We start from the raw sequence: 22,082 nt of genomic DNA on the forward strand, positions 1-22,082 counted from the left end.
GTCGACCACCACTCGGTTAATTTTTAACCTCTGAAACATTCGAAGTAATGATTGCGCCAGTAAAAGCATTAACTCGTTCCAATTGAGAATTATTTTTATTAATATCGACTTTTATAAACCATGTCGGGATAAAAACACTTCGTCCACGGACCGTAAAAATACGAGAATACCCTAATTCAACCCAATAAATTTCAGATTTGGTAGGCAAACGGTTATTCGTATATAAACTAATCACTGCTTCACGCTCAGAAATCAACGGCTGTTTTTCACGCAATGGTTCAATATCATCAGCTAACATGGTTTGCTCTAAACTTTCGATAATCGGTTCATTGATTGAATTTTTCTTTGCCTTTAAAGTTAATGTAGACGTTTCATCTAAAAACGGGATATCCTCCCACACTTGATTAAAAACATATTCCTTATTTGCCCGACTTCGATTTTTATTTAAACGATAATCCTCACCATTGATGACATTTTCCTCTTTTTTTACAAAGTTTTCAATACTCTTAAAGCTATCTAAAACGAGTGTCTCTCGACTAGGTGCATTATTCATAAATTTACTGTATAACACATAATTTTCCAGGTACCATTCTTGATTTTCCAATTTAGCTGAGGCTTGCTCTTTCAAATTAACTTCTTGCCCTGACAAATAATAACCTTCTTTTTTGTCATTTGAAAATTTTTCTGGATGTTTAATCTCATCAGCATCCAAACGCATCTCAAGATGATCAGAAATCGTACCTGAAATCGCTGTCTCTTGTTCTGTTTTTCCCTCTTGGTAAATATAATAAAGAAAGATGTTCAGAAAAAGGAAAACCACTAAAAAGATTCCTTCTACTCTTCTAAAATCCATTAGTTTATCCCTCCTAACTGATCTTTCAAATCTTCAAAAGAAATCCATTTTTCTTTATATTTCAAATACCAGCGAGGAATTAAATCCACGACTTGTTTCGTCTCCACATTGGCTTGCCACTCATAACCAATTTGAATATCTTGAACTTCGGTATTATCCATGCCTAAGACTGTAAGTTCATCCAAAACTTTTTGAGTAGGGGGTAAAATTTTTGTTTCGTTGGAAGGAATTGGAATCTGGATTGATTCTTGATTCGTTTTCAACTGTACATTTTGGCTATTACGAATAGTAATACTAACTTGCCCTTTACTGTGATCACCAAAGACAGGAAATCCTTCAACATAGTTTCGATAGACAATATCACTATCGATTTCATTAAAGAAACGTAACGTTCCTAAGGCATTTCCTAAGTTTTCAATATATTGAAAACTTTCTTCATAAATATTTTCCTTCTTAGCCTTCAATTTTCCATAATAATTAACTTCTCCCGTTTTAGATTGAACCACAAGTGATTCACCTTCACTATTTGATAAATTAACATTATTATCCGTTCCTTCATTAGAAAACAAATCATTGGACTGATTAAAGAAAGAACGTGAGAAAGTAGTAAAAGACTGTGTCGCAACAATATAGCTATAAATTTGTAACTCTGTTTCTTCTTCCATGTAATAAACATTTGTAACATTCTCAGGATGATGTGTGACTTTAAAATAGTCAATGTCTGATTGCGTCACAATTTCTTTAACCGAAGATAAATTGTCGAGTGCATCTAACTCTAAAATATCAGTTTGCGTTCGATTACTAAAATATATTTTATTATGTGAAAAAGAAAGTATCACACGATTAATGGAAAGAGGTTTAACTTGTTCTGGTAAATCATCTGTTTTTATATTGTTGATAGTCAGATAAAAAGACAAAGGCAATTCATAAGGGAGTGTCATATCAATATATTCTTCGTTCTCAAGAAAATCCGTTTTAGCTTTTCTTGATAAAAGATGGGCATTCTTATATTCCATTTTATCTATTTTTTTTTGAACAGATGAAATGATGGATTCACGATTAGTGTAGAGTATTTCCTCTTTATCTTTATGATAAAACAGTTTGGTTGGCGCATAGACATCTTTCATTTCTTTTTTTTGGACAACTTCAGTGGTTTTTTTAGGTGTTTCATCCGCAGAACGACTTGTTGGTTTTGTCCAAATTTTCCATGACAAAAATAAACTTAATAAAATCATCGTGATCAAACTAATTTTTACTAATTTTTCTACGAATTGATTCATTCCCACAAGTCCTCCTCATACGGTTCGTAAGGTAGTGTGATAAAGAATGTCGAGCCTTTTCCTTCCTCACTCTCTACCCAAATACTACCTCCATGTGCTTGGATTGATTCTTTTGAAATCGCCAAACCCAAACCAGACCCTCCCATTGCTCGCGAACGGGCACGGTCCACTCGATAAAAACGATCAAAGACACGACCTAGATTTTGTTTCGGTATACCCAGTCCCTCATCGGTAATACTCAAAATAACATTTTTATGTGTTTCCAATAAACGACAAGTTATCGTTCCACCAGAAGGAGAATACTTAATCGCATTATTTAAAATATTATCTAACACTTGTACCATACGATCAGTATCTATTTCTACCCAAATCGTACGACGGGTATATTCTCGCTTAATCGTATAATTTTTATCACTATCTTTAACCACCATATCAAAACGATTTAACACATAATCAAAAAGTTCATTTAAATTAACTAATTCTTTTTTCAATTCGACCTTATTAGAATCCATCCGTGACAATTGGAGTAAATCGTTAATCATTCGAATCATCCGATTGGTTTCTTCTTGCGTGACTTTCAAAAATTCAGGAGCAACTTCTGGGTCTTTCCAAGCGCCATCTGCTAACGCCTCTAAATAACTGCGCAAACTGGTTAAGGGCGTTCTTAATTCGTGAGAGACATTTGAAACAAACTGACGACGTTCTTCTTCATCTCGCTCTTTTTCTGTGACATCGTGTAACACACACACCAAACCACTAATAAACCCACTCTCACGACGAATCATTGAAAATTCCGCCCTTAAAATTAAAGCAGCATCATACTCTTCAGTCAAATCGATTAAAATACCTTCTTGTTGTTCTAATAAACTCCGAAAAGAGTAGTCATCATTTAAACATAATAAATCTAAGATTGACTTACCTAAGACCGTTTCAGTTTGAGTGTCTAATAAATCTAAGGCCGTCTCATTGATTAAAATAATATTCCCACGTCGATCCGTCCCGATGACGCCATCAGTCATATGGGAAAGTACACTGTCTAACCGACGGCGTTCAGCTTCCATCGTTTCCTGAGCTTCTTCCGTTCGTGCAGAGACTTCATTAATTGTTTCTCCCAGTTGACCTAATTCATCTTTTCCATAGACCTCGACTTTACGAGAATAGTCACCATTGGCAATACGTACCGCTTGTTGACGCATCTCTCCAATTGGTTTGGTAATGGTTCGCGAAACAAATAATGCAATAATTAGTGAAACCGTCAAAGCTATCATCGAAGCCGTCAAAAAAATAACCGCGATGTCATTGACTTCTTGATATTTACTTTCTATATCACTTTTAACATAGAGAAAACCAATGACCGAATCCCCTGTCGGAGAAAAAGCTTGTTGGATATTAATATACACTCGTCGCCCAGTCACTGGGTCTCTTTGTTCTTCACGCCTTTGATTTAACGTATTAAAGAGTTCAAAATCATTTTTCTTACCTATATCTCCCTGTAAATTAGGATCACTTGTCGCAATCACAATCCCTTTATCATCAATTAAGCGAGCTTCTAAAATGTCACTCTTGGCAAATTCAGATAACGTTCGCTTTAAATTACCTTCTTTCGAATCTTCGTGATACTTACTTAGCTCACCACTAATATTTGTCGCTAACGTTTCGACTTGTGAGGTTACATTTTCTTCGAAACTCCGAATCGTTGTTGATTCTAATTCACGAATAAAAATCGCTCCAATGATTTCAATCGAAATCATTAAGAGCAATACGAAAACTAATGCAATTTTAAAATGAACAGAGGAGAAAAAACGAATTTTTTTATTCATAAAGCCTGATACTCCTAATCTTGTTCTGGATTTCTTAAGTAATACCCCACTCCACGTCGTGTAACCAACCAAGTTGGATGACTAGGACTGTCTTCTATTTTTTCACGTAAACGTCGGACCGTCACATCTACTGTCCGAACATCACCAAAATAATCATAACCCCAAACCGTTTGTAATAAGTGTTCACGTGTCATGACCTGACCTAAATGTTTAGCTAAATAATGCAATAATTCGAATTCTCGATGGGTTAATTCAATTGATTCCCCACGCTTGGAAACAGTGTAAGAATCGGGATGGATAATCAATGCGCCTATCTGTAACTCATTACTTTCTGCTTCCTCAATCCGATTAGACGCGTTACCTTGACGACGAAGATTGGCTTTCACACGTGCGACTAACTCTCGATTAGAAAATGGTTTCGTCACATAATCATCCGCACCCAATTCTAAACCTAAAACTTTATCGATTTCTGAATCTTTTGCTGTCACCATAATAATTGGCATTTCATAATTTTTTCTAACTTCACGACAGACTTCAAGTCCATCTTTTTTAGGTAACATCAAATCTAACAGTATTAGATCTGGTTCTATCTCGACTACTCGCTCAACAGCTTCTTCACCATCAAATGCTGTAAAAATCTCGTATCCTTCTTTAGTCAAATTAAATTTAACAATATCTGAAATTGGTTTCTCATCGTCAACTACTAATATTTTTTTCATTTGTCATCCTCCTGGATTAAACAATTTTTTTACCTTCAGTTTCATTATACATGATTCTCGACTCTTTAAAAAATTTTTGTTTGATTCTACTAAAAAATGCAAAAAAGCCTTTTTTTCGTATCTATATGTAAAAAATAGGAAATCCGAAAAGACTGTATCTAAAAGGTTTGTCTCTTAAACTTTAATAAAGTTTAAAATTTTTAATAAAATGCTATTGTTATTTTATCTAGTTTGTTTTAAGCTATAGGTATAAATTAATTTAAATTAATTTATTCGGCTAATCATTAAGGCACAAGACTAGTTTTCCCCTTCCCTTATAAATTTCTCTTGTGCCGACTAAGAAAGTAGAGTTCCCCTCTACTTTTTTTGTTTGTCTTTTTTTAAATAATGAACTCTGCTCAAGAATAGTTTCAACAAAATAAAAAAATGCTTAAACACTCATACATCATTGATGTACCAACGTTTAAACATTCCTTACTATTTAGTCAGATGGGCTGTGGGGGGTTCGAACCCTCGACCCACGGATTAAGAGTCCGTTGCTCTACCAACTGAGCTAACAACCCTGACTAAATAATTATAACACCATCTTTTTTTTATTTCAATTGTTTTTTATTTTTATTTTATCATTCTTAAAAAACTTTTTTTGCTTTCTGCTTTTATTTTTGCTTCATCAACAATGACATCAAAAACTTCTATGTCTCTCGAATGAGATAAATCCAAACCTAGCTCGTCCGCTAATTGTGCTAACTCTTCCATTTCTTCTTGCTCTGCGACAAAATAAACTTCATTCATCATTAAATGGCAAACACAAGGTAATGATTCTTTTAAACAAATGAGATGTTCTAAGTTTTTTTCATAGATTAAAAAAGTAAAATACTTATCTAAAACTAACTCAACTTGTTCAAAAACATCGATATTCGCAATAATTGATAATGGTAATAAACAAATAACCGTATCATAAAAAGCATCATACTCCCAATCTTCTGTTACTTGATTATGTTCATACAACATTTGTTCTGAAAATTTATAAATAATCCTTTTCGCTGACTGTCGGCTTGTCATTGGCAGTTGGTAAAATCCTAACGTTTTCTGAAATTGCTCAATCCATTGATTGACTTCTTCCAATACTTCTAATATTTCTTCGTTTTCTTTTATCTTTGACATCAACAATCACCTTCCCCATCTTTTATCTCTTCCAAAGTATAAAGTGTTTATTTTTACTCCCCTCATACTCTTGTGTCTTATTATCCGACAAAATCACTTTTTTTAAAAGTAATATGGTTATTATTAATCAACTAGACCATTATTCTAACTATTTCTTAACCATTTTTTAAATTTTGTCTTTTAAAAAAAATAAAAGACCTTGTTCTTCAAAGTACAAGGCCTCTTTTTTATCTAAAAGCTATTAATAGTGGTTTACTCCTCCTTCCTTTCCATATATCACATAACTAGTTTTATGTTTTATCTTATTAATCTTTTATTACTTCCCAGTAGATAGTTAACTATACCAACTTTCGTTATAAAATCAGATTAACAACAATACCGACCATCTAAAGTGCACATATAGACCAAAACGCAGAATAAGTGCTAGGCATCCATAAGAAAATACATTCCTCTATCCATCTTTTAAGAAAATAAAAATATCTTATAAGAAATTATTTACAAAAAAACAGACTCCCTTTACGGTGAGCCTGCTTCCTCTAATCATAATCGTATAATTATTTAAAGAGCCGTCGCCCTTCCCCTAATTAACAGTATAGAGAGTTTCTATAAAATAAACCGTCTATTTTTGTCTGTTTAAACGACATTTAACAAAACAAGTGATACCTATAAAAAGAAGAAAGGCCTTAGTCCCCTGACTAAAGCCTTTGTGGTTAAATCATATTGTATTATTTAAAGAGCCATCGCCCTTCCCCTAATTAATAGTATAGAGGGTTTTAATCGAATACAACATCCTCTTTCGTCCGATTAAAAGACAAAACAATGTGTAAGTGATTTTATATAATAAAAAAGAGAGTTTAGCTTCTCTCACTAAACCCTCTCAAATCTATACACTCTATAGATTATTTAAAAGGCTCATCGCCTTCCCCTATTTACAGTCTACCTTTTTTTAGTTCACCTGATCATTAGCTTCCGTCTGTTTATACGACAAGACAGCGCTATACAATCTATTAACAAATGATAGCGGATAAGTAATCCGTTTTTTACTATTAAATAGTCTTTTTTATTTATATTAATGATTATTTTGATTTTTTAATTTTTTAGGTTCTTGTTTTTGTTTCACAGGACAAGTGACGGACGAACAATCACAAGCAGATTTTTTTTTAACACCATATTCATAGATGACCCACCCAACGAAAAAAAAGATGACCATACTTAAAATTAAAGTTCCCATGTTTACTTCTCCTTTTCTAAAGGACTTCGATACCTGAAATAGGTATTACTTTCCTATTTGGTTTCACTACTCTTGTGACACTATAACCAATGATAATGATAAAAATAATGGCTAATAACGCCAGGACACCAAATGAATGATCTCCAACCAAGACACTCCCTAGCTGATAGACAATAAAACTAACGACATATGCTGTCAAACATTGATAACCAATGGCTAACGTTGTCCATTTCCAATCATTCATTTCTCGACGAATGGCTCCAATAGCTGCAAAACAAGGGGCACATAATAAATTAAATACTAAAAACGAATAACCTGCGACAGCAGTTAAGCTTCCACTTAATTGTAACCACACTTCTTGGCCGTTCTCTGAAACCTCTGAAAGATGACCATACAAAATACCAAATGTGCCGACAACATTCTCTTTAGCAATCAGTCCAGTAATCGTCGCCACGGTGGGACGCCAATCCCCCCAACCCAATGGAGCAAAAATAAAAGATAATGCTTGGCCCAATCTAGCTAAGATACTAACATCGGCCGTTACTAATTCTAGACGGTAGTTAAATGAAGATAAAAACCAAATAACAACCGAACAAGCAAATATAATCGTCCCTGCTTTTTTAACAAATGAAGCAGAACGACTTAACGTTTGGCGGACACTATTTTTCAATCGTGGTAAATGATATGCCGGAAGCTCCATAATAAAAGGTGACGTTTCTCCACTGAATAGTTGTGTCTTTTTCAATAGAATACCTGATAGAACAATCGTTCCAATGCCAATAAAATAAGCAGATGGGGCAACCCAAGTGCTATGCGGAAAGAAAGCGCCCGACACTAAACCGATGATGGGTAATTTCGCGGAACAAGGCATAAACGTTGTTGTCATAATTGTCATTCGACGGTCTTTTTCATTTTCAATCGTGCGACTTGCCATAATTCCTGGTACACCACAACCAGTCGCAACTAACATCGGAATAAAAGATTTTCCTGATAAGCCAAAACGGCGGAACAAACGATCCATCACGAAAGCAATTCGACTCATGTAACCACAATCTTCTAAAAAAGATAAACATAAAAATAAAACCATAAGCTGTGGGACAAAACCGAGAACAGCACCTACTCCTGCTAAAATACCGTCTAAAATAAGAGACTGTAACCAAGGGGCAATTTTCCAAACTGTCAACCCATTTCCTACGATTTTAGGAATAATTTCACCAAACAAAACATCATTAACCCAATCAGTCCCGATAGCACCGATAGTTTGAATCGCTAAAAAGTAAACTAACCACATCACAAAAGCAAAAATAGGTAAAGACAACCATTTATTCGTAACAATCTTATCTATTTTATCACTCATACTTAAGCGATGTTCCGTTGATTTAAAAACACTTAACTGAACCACTTCATCAATCCAACGGTAGCGTTCATTCACAATCAAACTCACCACATCATCATCTAATATTTGTTCCGTTAATCGGCTAATCTCTTTAATTTCAGCATTTTTAGTCTCCGATAACGCCATTTTTTTCAAAACAAGTTCATCTGATTCAAAGTATTTAATCGTAAAAAAGCGTTTTTCTTGTGGCTCCACACTTCCTTCTAATATTTTTGAAATATCATACAGTGCTACTTCTAAACGGTCATCATAAATCGGGTGAACAGGAGGACAAGCTTTGGTAAGATGCTCAGCTAAATGGTGTTTTATTTCTTCAATACCTAGATTTTTAACCACGCTTAAGGCTAAAACCGGAACCCCCAATTTATAAGATAATTTTTCTAAATTAATGGTCGTCCCTTGCTTCTTGACAACATCCATCATATTTAATACCACAACAACAGGAATTCCTAATTCTAAAAGTTGCGTTGTTAAATATAAATTCCGTTCCAAATTACTAGCATCCAAGATATTTAAAATCATTTCTGGTTGTTCATTTAAAAGATAGTCGCGCGCTACCCTCTCTTCTGGCGAGTAAGGCGACAAAGAATAAATTCCCGGTAAGTCTTGAATCATGATGGTCGGGTGACCTTTTAAAGCCCCTGTTTTACGTTCAACAGTGACACCGGGCCAATTACCAACCGATTGATTTTTACCTGTTAATTCATTAAACAAGCTTGTTTTCCCACTATTAGGATTTCCAACTAGAGCAACTGACTTTCTTTCATTTTTCATTCATTTGCCTCTTTCTCAACTAGAATTAATTCAGCCTCAGCTTTTCGTAACGTTAATTCATAATTTCGCAGGGTCACTTCTAAAGGATCCCCAAGTGGTGCAAGCTTTTGTAATGTTATTGGAGTCCCTTTCGTTAATCCCATATCCATAAGACGACGTTTAATCGGGCCTTGTCCTAATACTTTAACGACTCTGGTCGTTGCGCCGACAGGTAACAACGCTAAAGTTGTCGTTTGCGACAAACCAACGTTTCCTTTTTTTACTACTAACATTTGGCTCGCAACTTGTGCATCCAATCCTAGTCTCGTTTCACCAAATAAAATAATGAGTGACTGTTGCCCTAGTCTTGATACAATATGAAGCGTTGTTCCTTCGATTAATCCTAAGTGACGGAGATGACGTTCTTCTTCTAAAGCACCATGAAACCCTACAAATTCATAGACTTGATTGACTTCACACGATAATAGCGATTGCATTTAAAAATCTCCTCTATCCTCTAATTCATTTATTCACATTGACTCCCGATTGATATTGATAACCATTCTCAATTGTTACTTATATTTTACGAGTTATTTTATTTTAAGTCAATGCCATTTGTGAATTTTTCCACTTTCTTTTTCACCATTTTGAAAGTTTTTGAAAACAGATGAGATTAACCTTAATAGGGCTTTCATCACAAAACATTGTGTGTCACCAAAACTTTAACACCATATATAGTGTTTTATCATTGACTTTTTTCTAAATCACGATATACTAATATTTATAATATTTAGTTTGAAAGAGTGATTCTTACAAACTTTGAACACATTAGAAATTGGAGTGGATTGACATGAATTTAATTACCTTATATACCAAAGATAACTGTCCTCAGTGCAAAATGACTAAAAAATTTCTAGCTGACAAAGGCGTTAATTTCCAAGAAATCAATATTGATACTGAACCACACTATATTGACCAACTAAAAGAACAAGGTTTTAGAAGTGTGCCTGTCATCACTACTGCAGACGAACGTGTCACGATTGTTGGTTTCCGTCCTGATCAATTAAGAGCCTTGGCGGTTTAGCTATGAAACTTGTTTATTTTTCATTGACAGGTCAAACTCGTAGATTTATTAAAAAGCTGGATTTTCCAACTTACGAAATCGATGCAAATAATCCTTTTTATGAATTGAATGAACCTTTTATATTAGTCGTTCCTACTTATGATGCTGAAGTCACTGAAGTAGTGAACGATTTTATTGAGTACAAAACAAATCAAAAACAAATACTTGGTGTCGCAGGAGGCGGTAATCGCAACTTTGCCGACCTTTTTATTTTTACAGCTAAGGATATTGCTCGTGACTATCATATCCCCTTAATTTTTGAATTTGAGTTTAGCGGCACTGATGAAGATGTTAAAAATTTTAAGAAAGTAGTGAATCAATTTGAGTCTTAAAGAATTAGAAGATATTACTTATTTTGAGTTAAATAATGAAATAAATCGTCCGGTTGATGAACAAATCCCTCTATTTAAAGATAAAGAAGCTTTGGAGGCTTTCTTTAAAGAAAACGTTGAACCTAATACAATGACTTTTCCAACAGCAATGGCTAAAATAAACTACTTAATCGAGCACTTTTATCTCGAGGAAGAATTTATTAGAGCGTATTCAGAAGATTTTATCGAGAAACTTTACGTTTACTTGGAAGAACAAAAATTTACGTTCAAATCTTTCATGGCTGCCTATAAGTTTTATTCGCAGTATGCGTTAAAAACAAATGACGGTACTCAGTATCTAGAACGTTATGAAGATCGAGTAGCTTTTAATGCTCTTTATTTTGCCAATGGTGACGAAGCGCTTGCCCTTTCTTTAGCAGAGGAAATGATTTATCAACGCTATCAACCGGCAACTCCTTCTTTCTTAAACGCTGGACGAAAACGTCGTGGAGAGCTGGTTTCTTGTTTTCTAGTTCAAGTGACCGATGATATGAATAGTATTGGTCGTTCTGTGAATAGCGCTTTACAACTCTCTAGAATTGGTGGTGGGGTTGGGATTACTTTATCCAATCTACGTGAAGCAGGTGCTCCTATTAAAGGTTTTGAGGGAGCAGCAAGTGGTGTTGTACCTGTCATGAAACTTTTTGAAGATAGTTTTAGTTACAGTAATCAATTAGGTCAACGCCAGGGTGCTGGTGTTGTTTACTTAAATGTGTTCCATCCTGATATTGAACAATTTTTATCAACAAAAAAAGAAAATGCAGATGAAAAAGTTCGAGTAAAAACATTATCTTTAGGTTTAATCGTACCTGATAAATTTTATGAGTTAACACGTAAAAATGAAGACATGTATTTATTTAGTCCTTATAGTATTGAACGTGAATATGGTGTTCCTTTTTCTTATATTGATATTACTGAAAAATATGATGAACTAGTCGCTAATCCCAACATTCGCAAACAAAAAATTAGCGCACGCTATTTAGAAAATGAGATTAGTAAATTACAACAAGAATCAGGTTATCCTTACATTATTAACATTGACACTGCAAATCGTGAAAATCCAATTGATGGTAAAATCATTATGAGTAATCTTTGTTCTGAAATTTTGCAAGTTCAACAACCATCACTAATTAATGATCGCCAAGAATATGATGAACTAGGAACAGATATTTCTTGTAACCTAGGCTCAACAAATATTGTCAATTTAATGGCCAGTCCTGACTTTGGTCAATCGGTCCGCACCATGACTCGAGCATTAACCTCAGTGACTGATGCTTCAAATATTGAAGTTGTTCCTTCTATTAAAAACGGCAATCATTTAAGTCATACTATTGGTTTAGGTGCCATGGGACTCCATACATATTTTGCAAAAAATCAAATGATGTATGGTTCTGAAGATTCTTTAGACTTTACAAATGTTTACTTCATGCTTTTAAACTATTGGACACTTGTTGAAAGTCACGCCATCGCAAAAGAACGTCAAGAAACATTTGTTAATTTCGAAAAATCAACTTATGCAACTGGAACTTACTTTAATCGTTACATTAATACGCCGATTGCTCCACTATCCAAAAAGGTGCAAGAGCTTTTCGAAGGTGTCTTTATTCCAACCGCAGATGACTGGAAAGAACTTAAATCAAATATTCAAAAAGATGGTTTATATCATCAAAATCGTTTAGCAGTTGCACCAAATGGTTCCATTTCTTATATTAATGACACCAGTGCTAGTCTACATCCTATCACTCGTTTAATTGAAGAACGCCAAGAGAAAAAAATCGGGAAAATTTATTATCCCGCTCCTCATTTAACAAATGAAAGTTTGCCTTATTATGTTTCAGCGTATGACATGGATATGCGTAAGGTAATTGATGTTTATGCGACAGCCCAACAACATATCGATCAAGGAATGAGCTTGACGCTCTTTATGCGTTCTGATATTCCTGAAGGTCTTTACGAATGGAAAGAAACAAACAAACAGACCACACGTGATTTAAATATTTTACGCCACTATGCGTTCCATAAAGGCGTTAAATCTATCTATTACGTCAGAACCTTCACCGACGATGCTGAAGAAATTGGAAGTAACCAATGTGAAAGTTGCGTTATTTAAGAAAGGACCGATACAAACATGCGTTATTATGAAGCAATAAACTGGAATGCCGTTGAAGATATCATTGATAAATCAACTTGGGAAAAATTAACAGAACAATTTTGGTTAGATACACGAATTCCGCTATCTAATGATTTGGATGACTGGCGTACTCTTTCACCTGAACAAAAAGAAAATATTGGTTTGGTTTTTGGTGGACTGACTCTTTTAGATACCATTCAATCAGAAAGTGCCATTGAGGCTTTGCGTCCTGATGTCCGTACACAACATGAAGAAGCAGTGTTAAATAACATTCAATTCATGGAATCGGTTCACGCTAAAAGTTATTCTTCAATTTTCAGTACTCTCCATACGAAATCTGAAATTGATGACATTTTTGAATGGACGAATACAAATGAAAATTTACAAAAAAAAGCAAAAATCATTAACGATATTTACCTTAATGGTTCGCCATTACAAAAGAAAGTCGCCAGCGTTTATGCTGAAACTTTTCTATTCTATTCTGGTTTTTTTGCTCCTTTATATTACCTTGGTAACAACAAATTAGCTAACGTTGCCGAAATCATTAAACTTATTATTCGTGATGAATCTGTTCACGGAACTTATATCGGTTATAAATTCCAACTCGGCTATAACGAACTAGAACAAGATAAACAACAAGAAATAAAAGACTGGATGTACGATTTACTTTTCACTCTTTACGAAAATGAAGAAGAATACACTGAAATTTTATACGATAAATTAGGTTGGACTGAAGAAGTTAAAACTTTTTTACGCTATAATGCTAACAAAGCTTTGATGAATTTAGGAATGGACCCACTCTTTCCTGATACCGCTAATGATGTTAACCCCATCGTTATGAATGGTTTATCAACAGGAACTAGCAATCATGATTTCTTTTCACAAGTTGGAAATGGTTACCTTTTAGGAACGGTCGAAGCAATGAAAGATGATGACTACCGTATCGGCCTAGATAATTAAAGACAAAAACCCCTCACAAAACAAAAATATTTTTGTTTTGTGAGGGGTTTTCATTATTCAGTTCCTCTCCTTATTTGAACTAGAAACTAGATAACATATCTGGTTGTTTTTTTATTTTAAAGACAACGCGTTTAGAGACAACATAATTAATAATCCCGCATAATATTTGTGAAAAAATGGTAAATATAAATTCATTCAACAAACGAGGACTCCCGATGTAGCGTTGTAAAATCGGATAACTAAAAAAACGTGTTTGATAGTTAATTTCATTCAGTTTAAAAATCGCCATCCAAAATTGTGCATAACGGTCAACGAATACATACGCAATACCCAAGTCCAACAAAAAAACAAGTAAACGACTTAAGAAAAAATCGAAAAACTGACGAACGCTTTTCATCCATCCTATTTTAATATGCTTGAAGACAAAATATTTATTACACAAAAATGAAAAGATTAAAGCAAGCAATTGTCCACCAATTACTGGTAAGAGGACACTCGATGTTACGATTCGTAAACTAAAACGAGTCGCAAAATAGACAAGTGTTGCCAAAAAACCAAAAACAATGTACTTCAAAATTACTTTTTGTTTTAACATAAAAACACCTCTACTCGATAAAAAGAAAGGTTGGGTAATTGTATACCCAACCTCAACTTAACTTACTGTTTTGTTGCTTGCCATAGACTATTTTCCCAATTAAAAGAATTCACGCAATTGCGCAAGAGCATCACTTTCCATAATTGCTTGACCATGTTCTTCCAATATATCAGAAGTAATTGGCGTTTGATATGAAAACTCATAGAGATGTGCAATGCTAGCAGTCAAACGCTGATCACTTATCTTACTTGTTGAAAAATTAACCAATAAATAAAGTTGTTCACGATACTGATAAAGCGCAGTTTCTGCTCCACTCAACTGAACGTGATTGGCTAAAGTTATCAGCTCTTCAAAATCAGGCAACCTAAAAGCGATTGAATAGATTTCTTTTTTTACTGGTTCATTTTGAGTCTTATTCGAATGTTCAGATGTATCTTTTGTCATTTGTTGGGAGATAAAATCGGCAAAATCTTCTGCTTGATCTCCACTCATTAACTCACCAAATGTTTCTTCATCGCCATCCATTGGGACGTTCTTACTGATAAATAGTTCTAGGCCGTCACGATTAGGCAGAACCTGAAAAGTAACTGAATCAGTTTCTTGGAACTGCTCATCTACTTCTTCTAAGATACTATAGAAGAAACTTTCAATTTGTTTTTGATTTCCTAACAAATCTAAGAATGTAATTCCTCGTTCTGTTAAATCAGAATTTTTAATCGATACACGGATTGTATTTTCATTAATTCGTTCCATTTCCATATCGTCACACCTCATTTCTATTAAAATTGATCCTAGCATCATTGTATCGGAAACTACTAAAAAGTAAAGCAAAACTGCTTGTTTCTCTATAAAATTAAATAAAAAAACAGCATGTATAGCTACAGACTACCATGCTGACTCTTCATTTTCAACCAAAATTAAATTAAATCCCTGCCATTAATTGTGCTTGTTTTAACTCAATTGCACGAACTTCACGGGGTAGGAAACGACGAATTTCATCTTCGTTAAAACCGACTTGTAAACGTTTATCATCAATCATAATCGGTCGACGTAATAATCCAGGATTTTGTTGCACTAACTCTAATAGTTTAGGAAGTGATAACTCATCTAGATCTACATCTAATTTTTGAAATACTTTTGAACGCGTTGAGATAATCTCTTCCGTTCCATTTTCAGTCATCCTTAAAATTTCTTTCAATTCATCTTGCGTTAGTGGCTCTGAAAAAATATTTCGTTCAACAAAGGGAATTTGGTGCTCTTGCAACCAGGCTCGTGCTTTCCTACAAGACGTGCAACTTGGTGAAGTATATAGTTTCAACATACAGTCACTCCCTCTCCATAACATTTGTAGATTTACAGCCGTCTATACTGTTAACTACGTTATAATAATTATACTATAACAATAGAATAATATCTAGCGATATCTAAAAAAAGATATTCGCTTTTTCAAAAAACCTACTTTTATAAACGTTATGATATCAGACTTTAGTCGTACTTGTAAAGTATGTTTGCTTTATTTTTAAAAAAATAAAAGAATTCTTAATGATTGTAACAGCTAGTTTTATTGTACTAGTCTTGTTATAACCAGTGTCTTTTTTTATTTGTTTTGTTTCCACGATTTTTCTTGTATAATAGAGACATTAAGTTAATTCATAAAAGGTGGAAATAATTATGCAAACTATTTTTTCAGGTATTCAACCTAGCGGTATCCCAACAATCGGCAACTATATCGGCGCTATGAAACAGTTCATTACACTTCAAGAGAATTACCAATGCTTTTTCTGTATCGTTGATGAACATGCCATCACAGTTCCTCAAGATCGCTTAAAATTACGTCAACAAACATTACAATTAGCAAGTTTATACCTTGCTGTTGGATTAGATCCTGAGCGAGCAACGATCTTTATTCAATCAGAAGTCCCTGCTCATGCCGAAGCGGCTTGGATTGTTCAATGTAATACTCCTCTTGGCGAATTACAAAGAATGACTCAATTCAAAGATAAATCACAAAAACTTGGAATGGAAGGAGTTAACGCAGGACTCCTCACTTATCCGCCACTAATGGTTGCTGATATTATTTTATATAATAGTCATCTAGTTCCTGTTGGTGAAGACCAAAAGCAACATTTAGAATTAACACGTGATTTTGTCGAGCGTTTTAACACTCGTTATGGTACAGTTTCACAATCTATACTAACTTTACCTGAAGTTAAAATTCCTCAAAAAGATGCCGGTGGACGCGTGATGAGTCTGCAAGAACCAACCAAAAAAATGAGTAAGTCTGATGGTAATTCTAAAGGTTTTATTTCAATGCTAGATGAACCAAACGTCATCCGAAAAAAAATCCGCTCTGCCGTCACTGATTCAAGCGGTAAAATCGAATATGACCCTGCAAATAAACCTGGTATTTCTAATTTACTTGTCATCTATTCAGCGATGTCAGGTGATAGTATTCCCTCAATTGTTGAAAAACATCAAGATTCTGGTTATGCTGATTTTAAAAATGAATTAGCCGAAGTTGTTGTTTCCGTACTTGAACCTATCCAAGAACGTTACAATGAGCTCCTAGTTTCTGAAGAATTACAAACGATTCTTGACGAAGGGGCTGAAAAAGCTAAAAAAGTTGCAAATAAAACCTTACAACGCATGCGTAATGCTGTCGGTCTAGGACGTAAACCAAGACGTAAATAATCGTTTTAAGCGTTACTTTGTGTTAAAATATACCTATACATAGATACTAAAGGAGGAATTTTCTTGGCAGATACACAAAAACAAGATCTTAATAGCTTACTAACTCAAAAAATGATTGATAGTCGTACTATCTTAATTTACGGTGGCATTGACCAAGATTTAGCAAAAGAAGTCAGTAGTCAACTCCTTTTGCTTTCATCATTAAGTGATGAACCCATTACTATTTTTATTAATAGTCAAGGAGGGCATGTCGAAGCGGGTGATACTATCCACGATATGATTAAATTTGTAAAACCAACCGTTAAAGTGGTCGGAACGGGTTGGGTTGCCAGCGCTGGAATTACTATCTTCCTTGCTGCTGACAAAAAACACCGTTATTCTTTACCGAATACCCGCTTTATGATTCACCAACCTGCTGGCGGGGTTCAAGGTCAAAGTACCGAAATTCAGATTGAGGCCAACGAAATTGTCAAAATGCGCGAACGTATCAATCGTTTAATTGCTAAAGCAACAGGTCAAACTTACGAAAAAGTTGCTGAAGATACAGACCGTAATTTCTGGTTATCCGCTACTGAAGCTAAAGATTATGGGATTGTTCATAGCATTATCGATTCATCTAGTAAAATAAAATAAAAACTAAAAAAGCACCTTGCTGTCACTTGAAACGCCCCCTAAAAAATCTAACTTTTTTAAGGACGCTTCAATTTTAAAGACAGCAAGGTGCTTTTTCTTAATAGATTAAATTAACTAAATCTTCTGCTTCAATATTACCAAAATATTTTTTTATATTTATTTTTTCTACCGCTTTTTCAAGTGACTCCTTATCATATTTAACCCCTGTTAACATTTCTTCAACATCTGTGATTTCTCCTAGTCCAAAAAAATCACCAAAAATTTTAATTTCTTGAATCGTTCCATTCGAAACATTCATTTTTGCTTCAATTGAACCAATCGGAAAACGATGACGACGAACTAAATCAAATTCCGGAGATCGTCCGTAGTTCCAATCCCAATTACGATATAATTTATCTGAGATAGCATTTATTTTTTTCCAATCATCATCATTTAATTGATAAGTATTAACCTCTGTCTCAGTAGCAACTTCAAATATTTTTAATAAAATTTCTTTCCTAAAATCGAGAGTTGACATGTTTTGATGATCATCTGCTAAATAAGGTTTGATATTAGTGACACGAGAACGAATCGACTTAATCCCTTTGGATTCAATTTTATCTTTTCGCACTTTCAATGCATTTACAACTTCATTAATATCACTATCAAACATTAATGTCCCGTGAGCAAACATTCGTCCATTAGTTGCATACATAGCATTTCCAGAGAATTTTTTATCATCAATCACTAAGTCATTACGCCCTTTTAATTGTGCACCTTCTACACCCATTTCATGAAGTGCATCAATGATGGGTTGCGTTAACTTCGCAAAATTTCTAAAGGATTGACCATCATCTGGCATGATAAAACTAAAATTCAAATTTCCTTCATCATGATAAACCGCACCTCCACCACTTAAGCGGCGAACGACATGAATGCCATTTTCTTCAACATATTCTTTATTAATTTCTTCAATCGTGTTTTGATTCCGCCCAATAATAATCGACGGTTCATTAATATAAAATAATAAAATGGGCTCATCAATCGGCATTTCCTGAACAAGATAGGTCTCAATCGCCAAATTTACTCTTGGATCTGTTATTTCTTCATTTGATACGAAAATCATATAATTCCACTCCTATAAAATAATTTTTAATAGAAACAAACATTCATTAAAAGTATCTAGCTCAATGTTTTATAATAATACTACTTTACTTCTTATTCGAACTTTTAACAATCAAAACAACACTTTATTCTTTTAATTTTAGATAAACACTTGATAAAAAACAAATATGCAAACATTTTTGTTCTTTTAAAATTCGTTCACTCTTTTCAATCTCTATTTACTAAAGTCAAATCTCCCTTTAATTTTTTTATCCTCACTATCTCCTTAAAGATAAAAAAAAGACTCTATTATTTTTCAGCTCTAATGGCAACAAAAAAATATCACATCACTAGAAATAACACTTCATCTTGAAAGTCAAGCAATACTTAATTAAAGAAACGAGATGTTTTTTTATTTAAATTATTTTTATAACGAAATACTATTGATTACATACAATATAAAAAGTATGATTAAATTACATCATGATGATAATAAAAAGCAAGGAGAAACAAATAATTTTAGTTAGTTAAAAAACAACATGAGAAATAAAAAAACAACAAAAATAAAAAATTGTATACTATTATTAATCTTTTTAATTTTATTTAGTCCTCACCTTGTCACAGCAGAAACAGAAAAAAATCATAGTAAAAAAACGAATCAATATATATCATCATTAGACTATAATAATAATGACATTTTAACGCATCAGGGAGAAACGGTCGAAAATGTCCCCCCAACAGAATCTAACTTAAAAAAAGGGAATTTTGTTGTTTTGACGCGTGAAAAAAAACAATTAAATAATTCAACAGCAGACATTGCTATTATCAATAGTAATAGCAACCGTATTTATCCAGGCGCTTTATTAAAAGCGGATAGCGGGCTACTTAACAATAATCCTAGTATTCTTTCTGTCAAACGTAATCCTTTAACCTTAAGTGTTGATTTACCTGGAATCACTAACAATGATAGTTACTTAACAGTTGATGCACCTACTAATAGCTCCGTTCGTTCAGCAACAAATCAATTATTAGATAAATGGAATAAAAATTATTCAACCAGTTATCCAAATATTCCTGCTAAAATTCAATATAGTACAAGTACTGCTTATAGTATGGATCAATTAAAAGCAAAATTCGGCTTAGCTTTTGATAAAATTGCCGTTCCGCTTAACATTGATTTCTCTTCAGTAACATCAGGTGAGAAACAAGTTCAAATCATCAATTTCAAACAAATTTATTATACCATCTCAATGGATGACCCAGAAACGGCTGGTGACGTCTTTGATAAAAGTGTTACAGTTAAACAATTAAAAAACCGAGGAATAAACAATGAAACCCCTCCGGTCTATGTGTCTAACGTTGCATACGGTCGTTCAATGTATATTAAACTTGAAACATCTAATAATAGTACTGAGGTTCAAAACGCCTTTAATGCATTAATTAAAGGAGCCGATTTGTCTCAAAATACTGAATATACCAACATATTAAAAGATACTTCTTTTACCGCTTTCATGCTTGGTGGTAGCGCTGATACTGCTTCTAAAATAGTAAGTGGAAATATTTCTGATTTAAAATCAATTATACAAGAAGGTTGTTTATATAATCAAGCTAACCCCGGTGTTCCCATCTCTTATACTACTTCTTTTCTAAAAGATGGTTCACTTGCAACGGTTCAAAACCAAACTGACTATATTGAAACCAAATCAACAACCTACAATCAAGGTGCAATAAGTTTAGATCATTCTGGTGCTTATGTTAATCGCTACTTTATTTACTGGGATGAACTTAGCCATGACCAAACAGGAAATCAAATCCTAACACCACGAGAGTGGGATAAAAACGGTTGGAATTTAACCGCTCACTTCAATACTACTATTCCTTTAAAAGGAAATGCTACTAATATCAGAGTGAAGGTTGAAGAATGTACCGGTCTTGCTTGGGAGTGGTGGCGAACTATTTATGATAAATCAGATCTTCCTTTAGTCCCCCATCGAACCATTAGTAATTGGGGAACGACACTTTACCCTAAAGTTTCAGATGATGTATCTTGACCTCTAAACGGATAGACACATAATAAAAAGGTTCCAAAATAAAATTCTTATTTTGGAACCTCTTTTTATTTTCTATAACAAAAAACAGAAAATCTTTTTTTTAGTTTAATAATTTTTCAATTTAGCTACCGTTTCAGCATCTAGACGTTTCACTACTTCCGTTACTAATTTCACAGTGTTTAAATAATCATCTTCATGAATGATTGAAGTATGTGAATGTAAATAGCGAGTCGCTACGGTAATGGCTAACGCGGGTACCCCGTCACGTGTCACATGCTGCATTCCAGCATCTGTCCCACCACCAGTAATGACTGTATATTGAAACGGAATCTCTAATTCTTCTGCTACTCCAATCACAAAATCTCGTAGTTTACGATGCGGGATCATTGAAGCATCAAAAATTATAATTTGAGGACCTTTCCCCAGTTCTGAATCAGCTTCCTTAGCTGTCATACCTGGTGTATCTCCTGCCGTACCTGTATCCAAAGCAAACGCAATATCCGGATTCACTAAATGCGTACTTGTTCGTGCCCCTCGTAAACCAACTTCTTCTTGTACATTACTTCCAGCAAAAAGAATATTAGGATGACCTTCTTGTGCTAAGTTTTCTAATACTTTTAAAGAAACAGCTGTACCAATACGATTATCCCATGCTTTTGCTAATAAAAATTTCGAACCATTTAAGCGTCGATAATCAATTGATGGAGTAATCATGTCACCCGGTTTAACACCCCACTCTGTAACTTCTTCCTTACTTGTGCCACCAATATCAATAAACATATCTTTCACATCATAGGGTTGCTTACGTGCTTCTGGCGACAAGACATGTGGAGGCTTAGAGCCAATCACACCATGGAGTGTTTTACCTGTGTTAGTTGTAACCGTGACTTCTTGAGCCAACATGACTTGTCCCCACCAACCGCCTAATGTTTGAAATTCAATAAACCCTTTTTCGGTGACTTTAGTAACCATGAACCCCACTTCATCCATATGACCCGAAATTAAAACTTTCGGGCCTTCTTTATCTCCGATATGACGCGCGTTAATCCCACCTAAACCATCATATACTATTTTATCTGCATAAGGGCTAGCATATTTTTTAAAGATTTCTCTCACTTGTTCCTCATTACCTGGAACACCGTTAGCATCCGTTAATTCTTGTAAAAATAATTCTTCTTTTTTATCGAGCATCGTCTTCACCTTTCCTAATCTAATTTAGATACAGTAT

At 34.1% G+C, this 22,082-nt stretch carries 20 protein-coding genes and 1 tRNA gene; 7 read left to right on the forward strand and 14 right to left on the reverse strand.

Annotated features, from left to right (window positions below):
- Positions 1–16: 16 nt before the first annotated feature.
- From ACTJFD_RS00455 to ACTJFD_RS00495, 9 genes are all read right to left on the reverse strand, one after another.
- Complete coding sequence (locus ACTJFD_RS00455; RefSeq protein ID WP_442259072.1) at positions 17–853, reverse strand: two-component system regulatory protein YycI; 837 nt, start codon at positions 851–853, stop codon at positions 17–19.
- Positions 853–2,133, reverse strand: a complete 1,281-nt coding sequence (locus ACTJFD_RS00460) for a YycH family regulatory protein (RefSeq protein WP_442259073.1) — start codon at positions 2,131–2,133, stop codon at positions 853–855. Before ACTJFD_RS00460 ends, ACTJFD_RS00455 begins: the two co-directional genes overlap by 1 nt.
- Positions 2,130–3,953: a cell wall metabolism sensor histidine kinase WalK gene (gene walK / locus ACTJFD_RS00465; protein ID WP_442259074.1), complete on the reverse strand. Its 1,824-nt coding sequence runs from the start codon at positions 3,951–3,953 to the stop codon at positions 2,130–2,132. The genes ACTJFD_RS00460 and walK overlap by 4 nt, the downstream gene beginning before the upstream one ends.
- A 14-nt stretch (positions 3,954–3,967) precedes the next feature.
- Positions 3,968–4,672 carry a response regulator YycF gene (yycF, locus tag ACTJFD_RS00470; protein ID WP_442259075.1) on the reverse strand — a complete coding sequence of 235 codons (705 nt, stop codon included), beginning with the start codon at positions 4,670–4,672 and terminating at the stop codon, positions 3,968–3,970.
- A gap of 490 nt (positions 4,673–5,162) precedes the next feature.
- Positions 5,163–5,235, reverse strand: a tRNA-Lys gene (locus ACTJFD_RS00475).
- Positions 5,236–5,287: 52 nt separating this feature from the next.
- Positions 5,288–5,836 carry a hypothetical protein gene (locus tag ACTJFD_RS00480; protein ID WP_442259076.1) on the reverse strand — a complete coding sequence of 183 codons (549 nt, stop codon included), beginning with the start codon at positions 5,834–5,836 and terminating at the stop codon, positions 5,288–5,290.
- A gap of 1,069 nt (positions 5,837–6,905) precedes the next feature.
- Positions 6,906–7,067, reverse strand: a complete 162-nt coding sequence (locus tag ACTJFD_RS00485; RefSeq protein ID WP_442259077.1) for a hypothetical protein — start codon at positions 7,065–7,067, stop codon at positions 6,906–6,908.
- A 16-nt stretch (positions 7,068–7,083) separates the two neighbouring features.
- Positions 7,084–9,237 (reverse strand): ferrous iron transport protein B, encoded by a 2,154-nt coding sequence (gene feoB / locus ACTJFD_RS00490; RefSeq protein ID WP_442259078.1) that lies wholly within the window; start codon positions 9,235–9,237, stop codon positions 7,084–7,086.
- Positions 9,234–9,713: a FeoA family protein gene (locus ACTJFD_RS00495; protein WP_442259079.1), complete on the reverse strand. Its 480-nt coding sequence runs from the start codon at positions 9,711–9,713 to the stop codon at positions 9,234–9,236. Before ACTJFD_RS00495 ends, feoB begins: the two co-directional genes overlap by 4 nt.
- Before the next feature lie 353 nt (positions 9,714–10,066).
- Between ACTJFD_RS00495 and nrdH the strand changes: the two genes are divergently transcribed.
- Genes nrdH through nrdF form a run of 4 tightly spaced genes read left to right on the forward strand, consistent with a single transcriptional unit; the run spans position 10,067 to position 13,801 of the window.
- The gene (gene nrdH / locus ACTJFD_RS00500) at positions 10,067–10,300 is read left to right on the forward strand and encodes a glutaredoxin-like protein NrdH (protein ID WP_442259080.1); all 234 of its coding nucleotides are present in this window, start codon (positions 10,067–10,069) and stop codon (positions 10,298–10,300) included.
- Positions 10,301–10,302: 2 nt separating this feature from the next.
- A complete protein-coding gene (gene nrdI / locus ACTJFD_RS00505) occupies positions 10,303–10,671 on the forward strand; it encodes a class Ib ribonucleoside-diphosphate reductase assembly flavoprotein NrdI (protein ID WP_442259081.1) in 369 nt (122 codons plus the stop codon).
- Positions 10,661–12,820, forward strand: coding sequence for a class 1b ribonucleoside-diphosphate reductase subunit alpha (gene nrdE / locus ACTJFD_RS00510; protein ID WP_442259082.1), 2,160 nt, complete (start codon positions 10,661–10,663; stop codon positions 12,818–12,820). Before nrdI ends, nrdE begins: the two co-directional genes overlap by 11 nt.
- 18 nt (positions 12,821–12,838) lie before the next feature.
- Positions 12,839–13,801 carry a class 1b ribonucleoside-diphosphate reductase subunit beta gene (nrdF, locus tag ACTJFD_RS00515; protein ID WP_442259083.1) on the forward strand — a complete coding sequence of 321 codons (963 nt, stop codon included), beginning with the start codon at positions 12,839–12,841 and terminating at the stop codon, positions 13,799–13,801.
- Between the two features lie 79 nt (positions 13,802–13,880).
- On the opposite strand, the gene ACTJFD_RS00520 is transcribed toward nrdF, so the two are convergent.
- The 3 genes from ACTJFD_RS00520 to spxA form a co-directional block, all read right to left on the reverse strand.
- Complete coding sequence (locus tag ACTJFD_RS00520; RefSeq protein WP_442259084.1) at positions 13,881–14,396, reverse strand: GtrA family protein; 516 nt, start codon at positions 14,394–14,396, stop codon at positions 13,881–13,883.
- A gap of 99 nt (positions 14,397–14,495) precedes the next feature.
- The gene (locus ACTJFD_RS00525) at positions 14,496–15,155 is read right to left on the reverse strand and encodes an adaptor protein MecA (RefSeq protein ID WP_442259085.1); all 660 of its coding nucleotides are present in this window, start codon (positions 15,153–15,155) and stop codon (positions 14,496–14,498) included.
- Between the two features lie 163 nt (positions 15,156–15,318).
- A complete protein-coding gene (spxA, locus tag ACTJFD_RS00530; protein ID WP_442259086.1) occupies positions 15,319–15,717 on the reverse strand; it encodes a transcriptional regulator SpxA in 399 nt (132 codons plus the stop codon).
- A 350-nt stretch (positions 15,718–16,067) separates the two neighbouring features.
- Here spxA and trpS point away from each other — a divergent pair, with 350 nt between their 5' ends.
- Both trpS and ACTJFD_RS00540 read left to right on the forward strand, forming a co-directional pair.
- Positions 16,068–17,087: a tryptophan--tRNA ligase gene (trpS, locus tag ACTJFD_RS00535; RefSeq protein ID WP_442259087.1), complete on the forward strand. Its 1,020-nt coding sequence runs from the start codon at positions 16,068–16,070 to the stop codon at positions 17,085–17,087.
- A gap of 63 nt (positions 17,088–17,150) precedes the next feature.
- A complete protein-coding gene (locus ACTJFD_RS00540) occupies positions 17,151–17,720 on the forward strand; it encodes an ATP-dependent Clp protease proteolytic subunit (RefSeq protein WP_442259088.1) in 570 nt (189 codons plus the stop codon).
- 97 nt (positions 17,721–17,817) lie between these two features.
- On the opposite strand, the gene ACTJFD_RS00545 is transcribed toward ACTJFD_RS00540, so the two are convergent.
- Entirely contained in the window at positions 17,818–18,825 is a 1,008-nt protein-coding gene (locus ACTJFD_RS00545) for a lipoate--protein ligase (RefSeq protein ID WP_442259089.1), read from the reverse strand.
- Positions 18,826–19,342: 517 nt separating this feature from the next.
- Here ACTJFD_RS00545 and ACTJFD_RS00550 point away from each other — a divergent pair.
- Positions 19,343–20,854 (forward strand): thiol-activated cytolysin family protein, encoded by a 1,512-nt coding sequence (locus ACTJFD_RS00550; RefSeq protein WP_442259090.1) that lies wholly within the window; start codon positions 19,343–19,345, stop codon positions 20,852–20,854.
- A gap of 105 nt (positions 20,855–20,959) precedes the next feature.
- On the opposite strand, the gene ACTJFD_RS00555 is transcribed toward ACTJFD_RS00550, so the two are convergent.
- Positions 20,960–22,045: a M42 family metallopeptidase gene (locus ACTJFD_RS00555; RefSeq protein WP_442259091.1), complete on the reverse strand. Its 1,086-nt coding sequence runs from the start codon at positions 22,043–22,045 to the stop codon at positions 20,960–20,962.
- Between the last annotated feature and the right edge of the window lie 37 nt (positions 22,046–22,082).

This window comes from Vagococcus sp. (assembly GCF_052102835.1).
Classification (GTDB): Bacteria; Bacillota; Bacilli; order Lactobacillales; family Vagococcaceae; genus Vagococcus.

What these genes read in the sequence shown, in the direction of transcription:
- ACTJFD_RS00455 (WP_442259072.1), bottom strand. Translation starts at nt 853, where the DNA reads ATGGATTTTAGAAGAGTAGAAGGAATCTTTTTAGTGGTTTTCCTTTTT.
- ACTJFD_RS00460 (WP_442259073.1), bottom strand. Translation starts at nt 2,133, where the DNA reads ATGAATCAATTCGTAGAAAAATTAGTAAAAATTAGTTTGATCACGATG.
- walK (WP_442259074.1), bottom strand. Translation starts at nt 3,953, where the DNA reads ATGAATAAAAAAATTCGTTTTTTCTCCTCTGTTCATTTTAAAATTGCA.
- yycF (WP_442259075.1), bottom strand. Translation starts at nt 4,672, where the DNA reads ATGAAAAAAATATTAGTAGTTGACGATGAGAAACCAATTTCAGATATT.
- ACTJFD_RS00480 (WP_442259076.1), bottom strand. Translation starts at nt 5,836, where the DNA reads ATGTCAAAGATAAAAGAAAACGAAGAAATATTAGAAGTATTGGAAGAA.
- ACTJFD_RS00485 (WP_442259077.1), bottom strand. Translation starts at nt 7,067, where the DNA reads ATGGGAACTTTAATTTTAAGTATGGTCATCTTTTTTTTCGTTGGGTGG.
- feoB (WP_442259078.1), bottom strand. Translation starts at nt 9,237, where the DNA reads ATGAAAAATGAAAGAAAGTCAGTTGCTCTAGTTGGAAATCCTAATAGT.
- ACTJFD_RS00495 (WP_442259079.1), bottom strand. Translation starts at nt 9,713, where the DNA reads ATGCAATCGCTATTATCGTGTGAAGTCAATCAAGTCTATGAATTTGTA.
- nrdH (WP_442259080.1), top strand. Translation starts at nt 10,067, where the DNA reads ATGAATTTAATTACCTTATATACCAAAGATAACTGTCCTCAGTGCAAA.
- nrdI (WP_442259081.1), top strand. Translation starts at nt 10,303, where the DNA reads ATGAAACTTGTTTATTTTTCATTGACAGGTCAAACTCGTAGATTTATT.
- nrdF (WP_442259083.1), top strand. Translation starts at nt 12,839, where the DNA reads ATGCGTTATTATGAAGCAATAAACTGGAATGCCGTTGAAGATATCATT.
- ACTJFD_RS00520 (WP_442259084.1), bottom strand. Translation starts at nt 14,396, where the DNA reads ATGTTAAAACAAAAAGTAATTTTGAAGTACATTGTTTTTGGTTTTTTG.
- ACTJFD_RS00525 (WP_442259085.1), bottom strand. Translation starts at nt 15,155, where the DNA reads ATGGAAATGGAACGAATTAATGAAAATACAATCCGTGTATCGATTAAA.
- spxA (WP_442259086.1), bottom strand. Translation starts at nt 15,717, where the DNA reads ATGTTGAAACTATATACTTCACCAAGTTGCACGTCTTGTAGGAAAGCA.
- trpS (WP_442259087.1), top strand. Translation starts at nt 16,068, where the DNA reads ATGCAAACTATTTTTTCAGGTATTCAACCTAGCGGTATCCCAACAATC.
- ACTJFD_RS00545 (WP_442259089.1), bottom strand. Translation starts at nt 18,825, where the DNA reads ATGATTTTCGTATCAAATGAAGAAATAACAGATCCAAGAGTAAATTTG.
- ACTJFD_RS00550 (WP_442259090.1), top strand. Translation starts at nt 19,343, where the DNA reads ATGAGAAATAAAAAAACAACAAAAATAAAAAATTGTATACTATTATTA.
- ACTJFD_RS00555 (WP_442259091.1), bottom strand. Translation starts at nt 22,045, where the DNA reads ATGCTCGATAAAAAAGAAGAATTATTTTTACAAGAATTAACGGATGCT.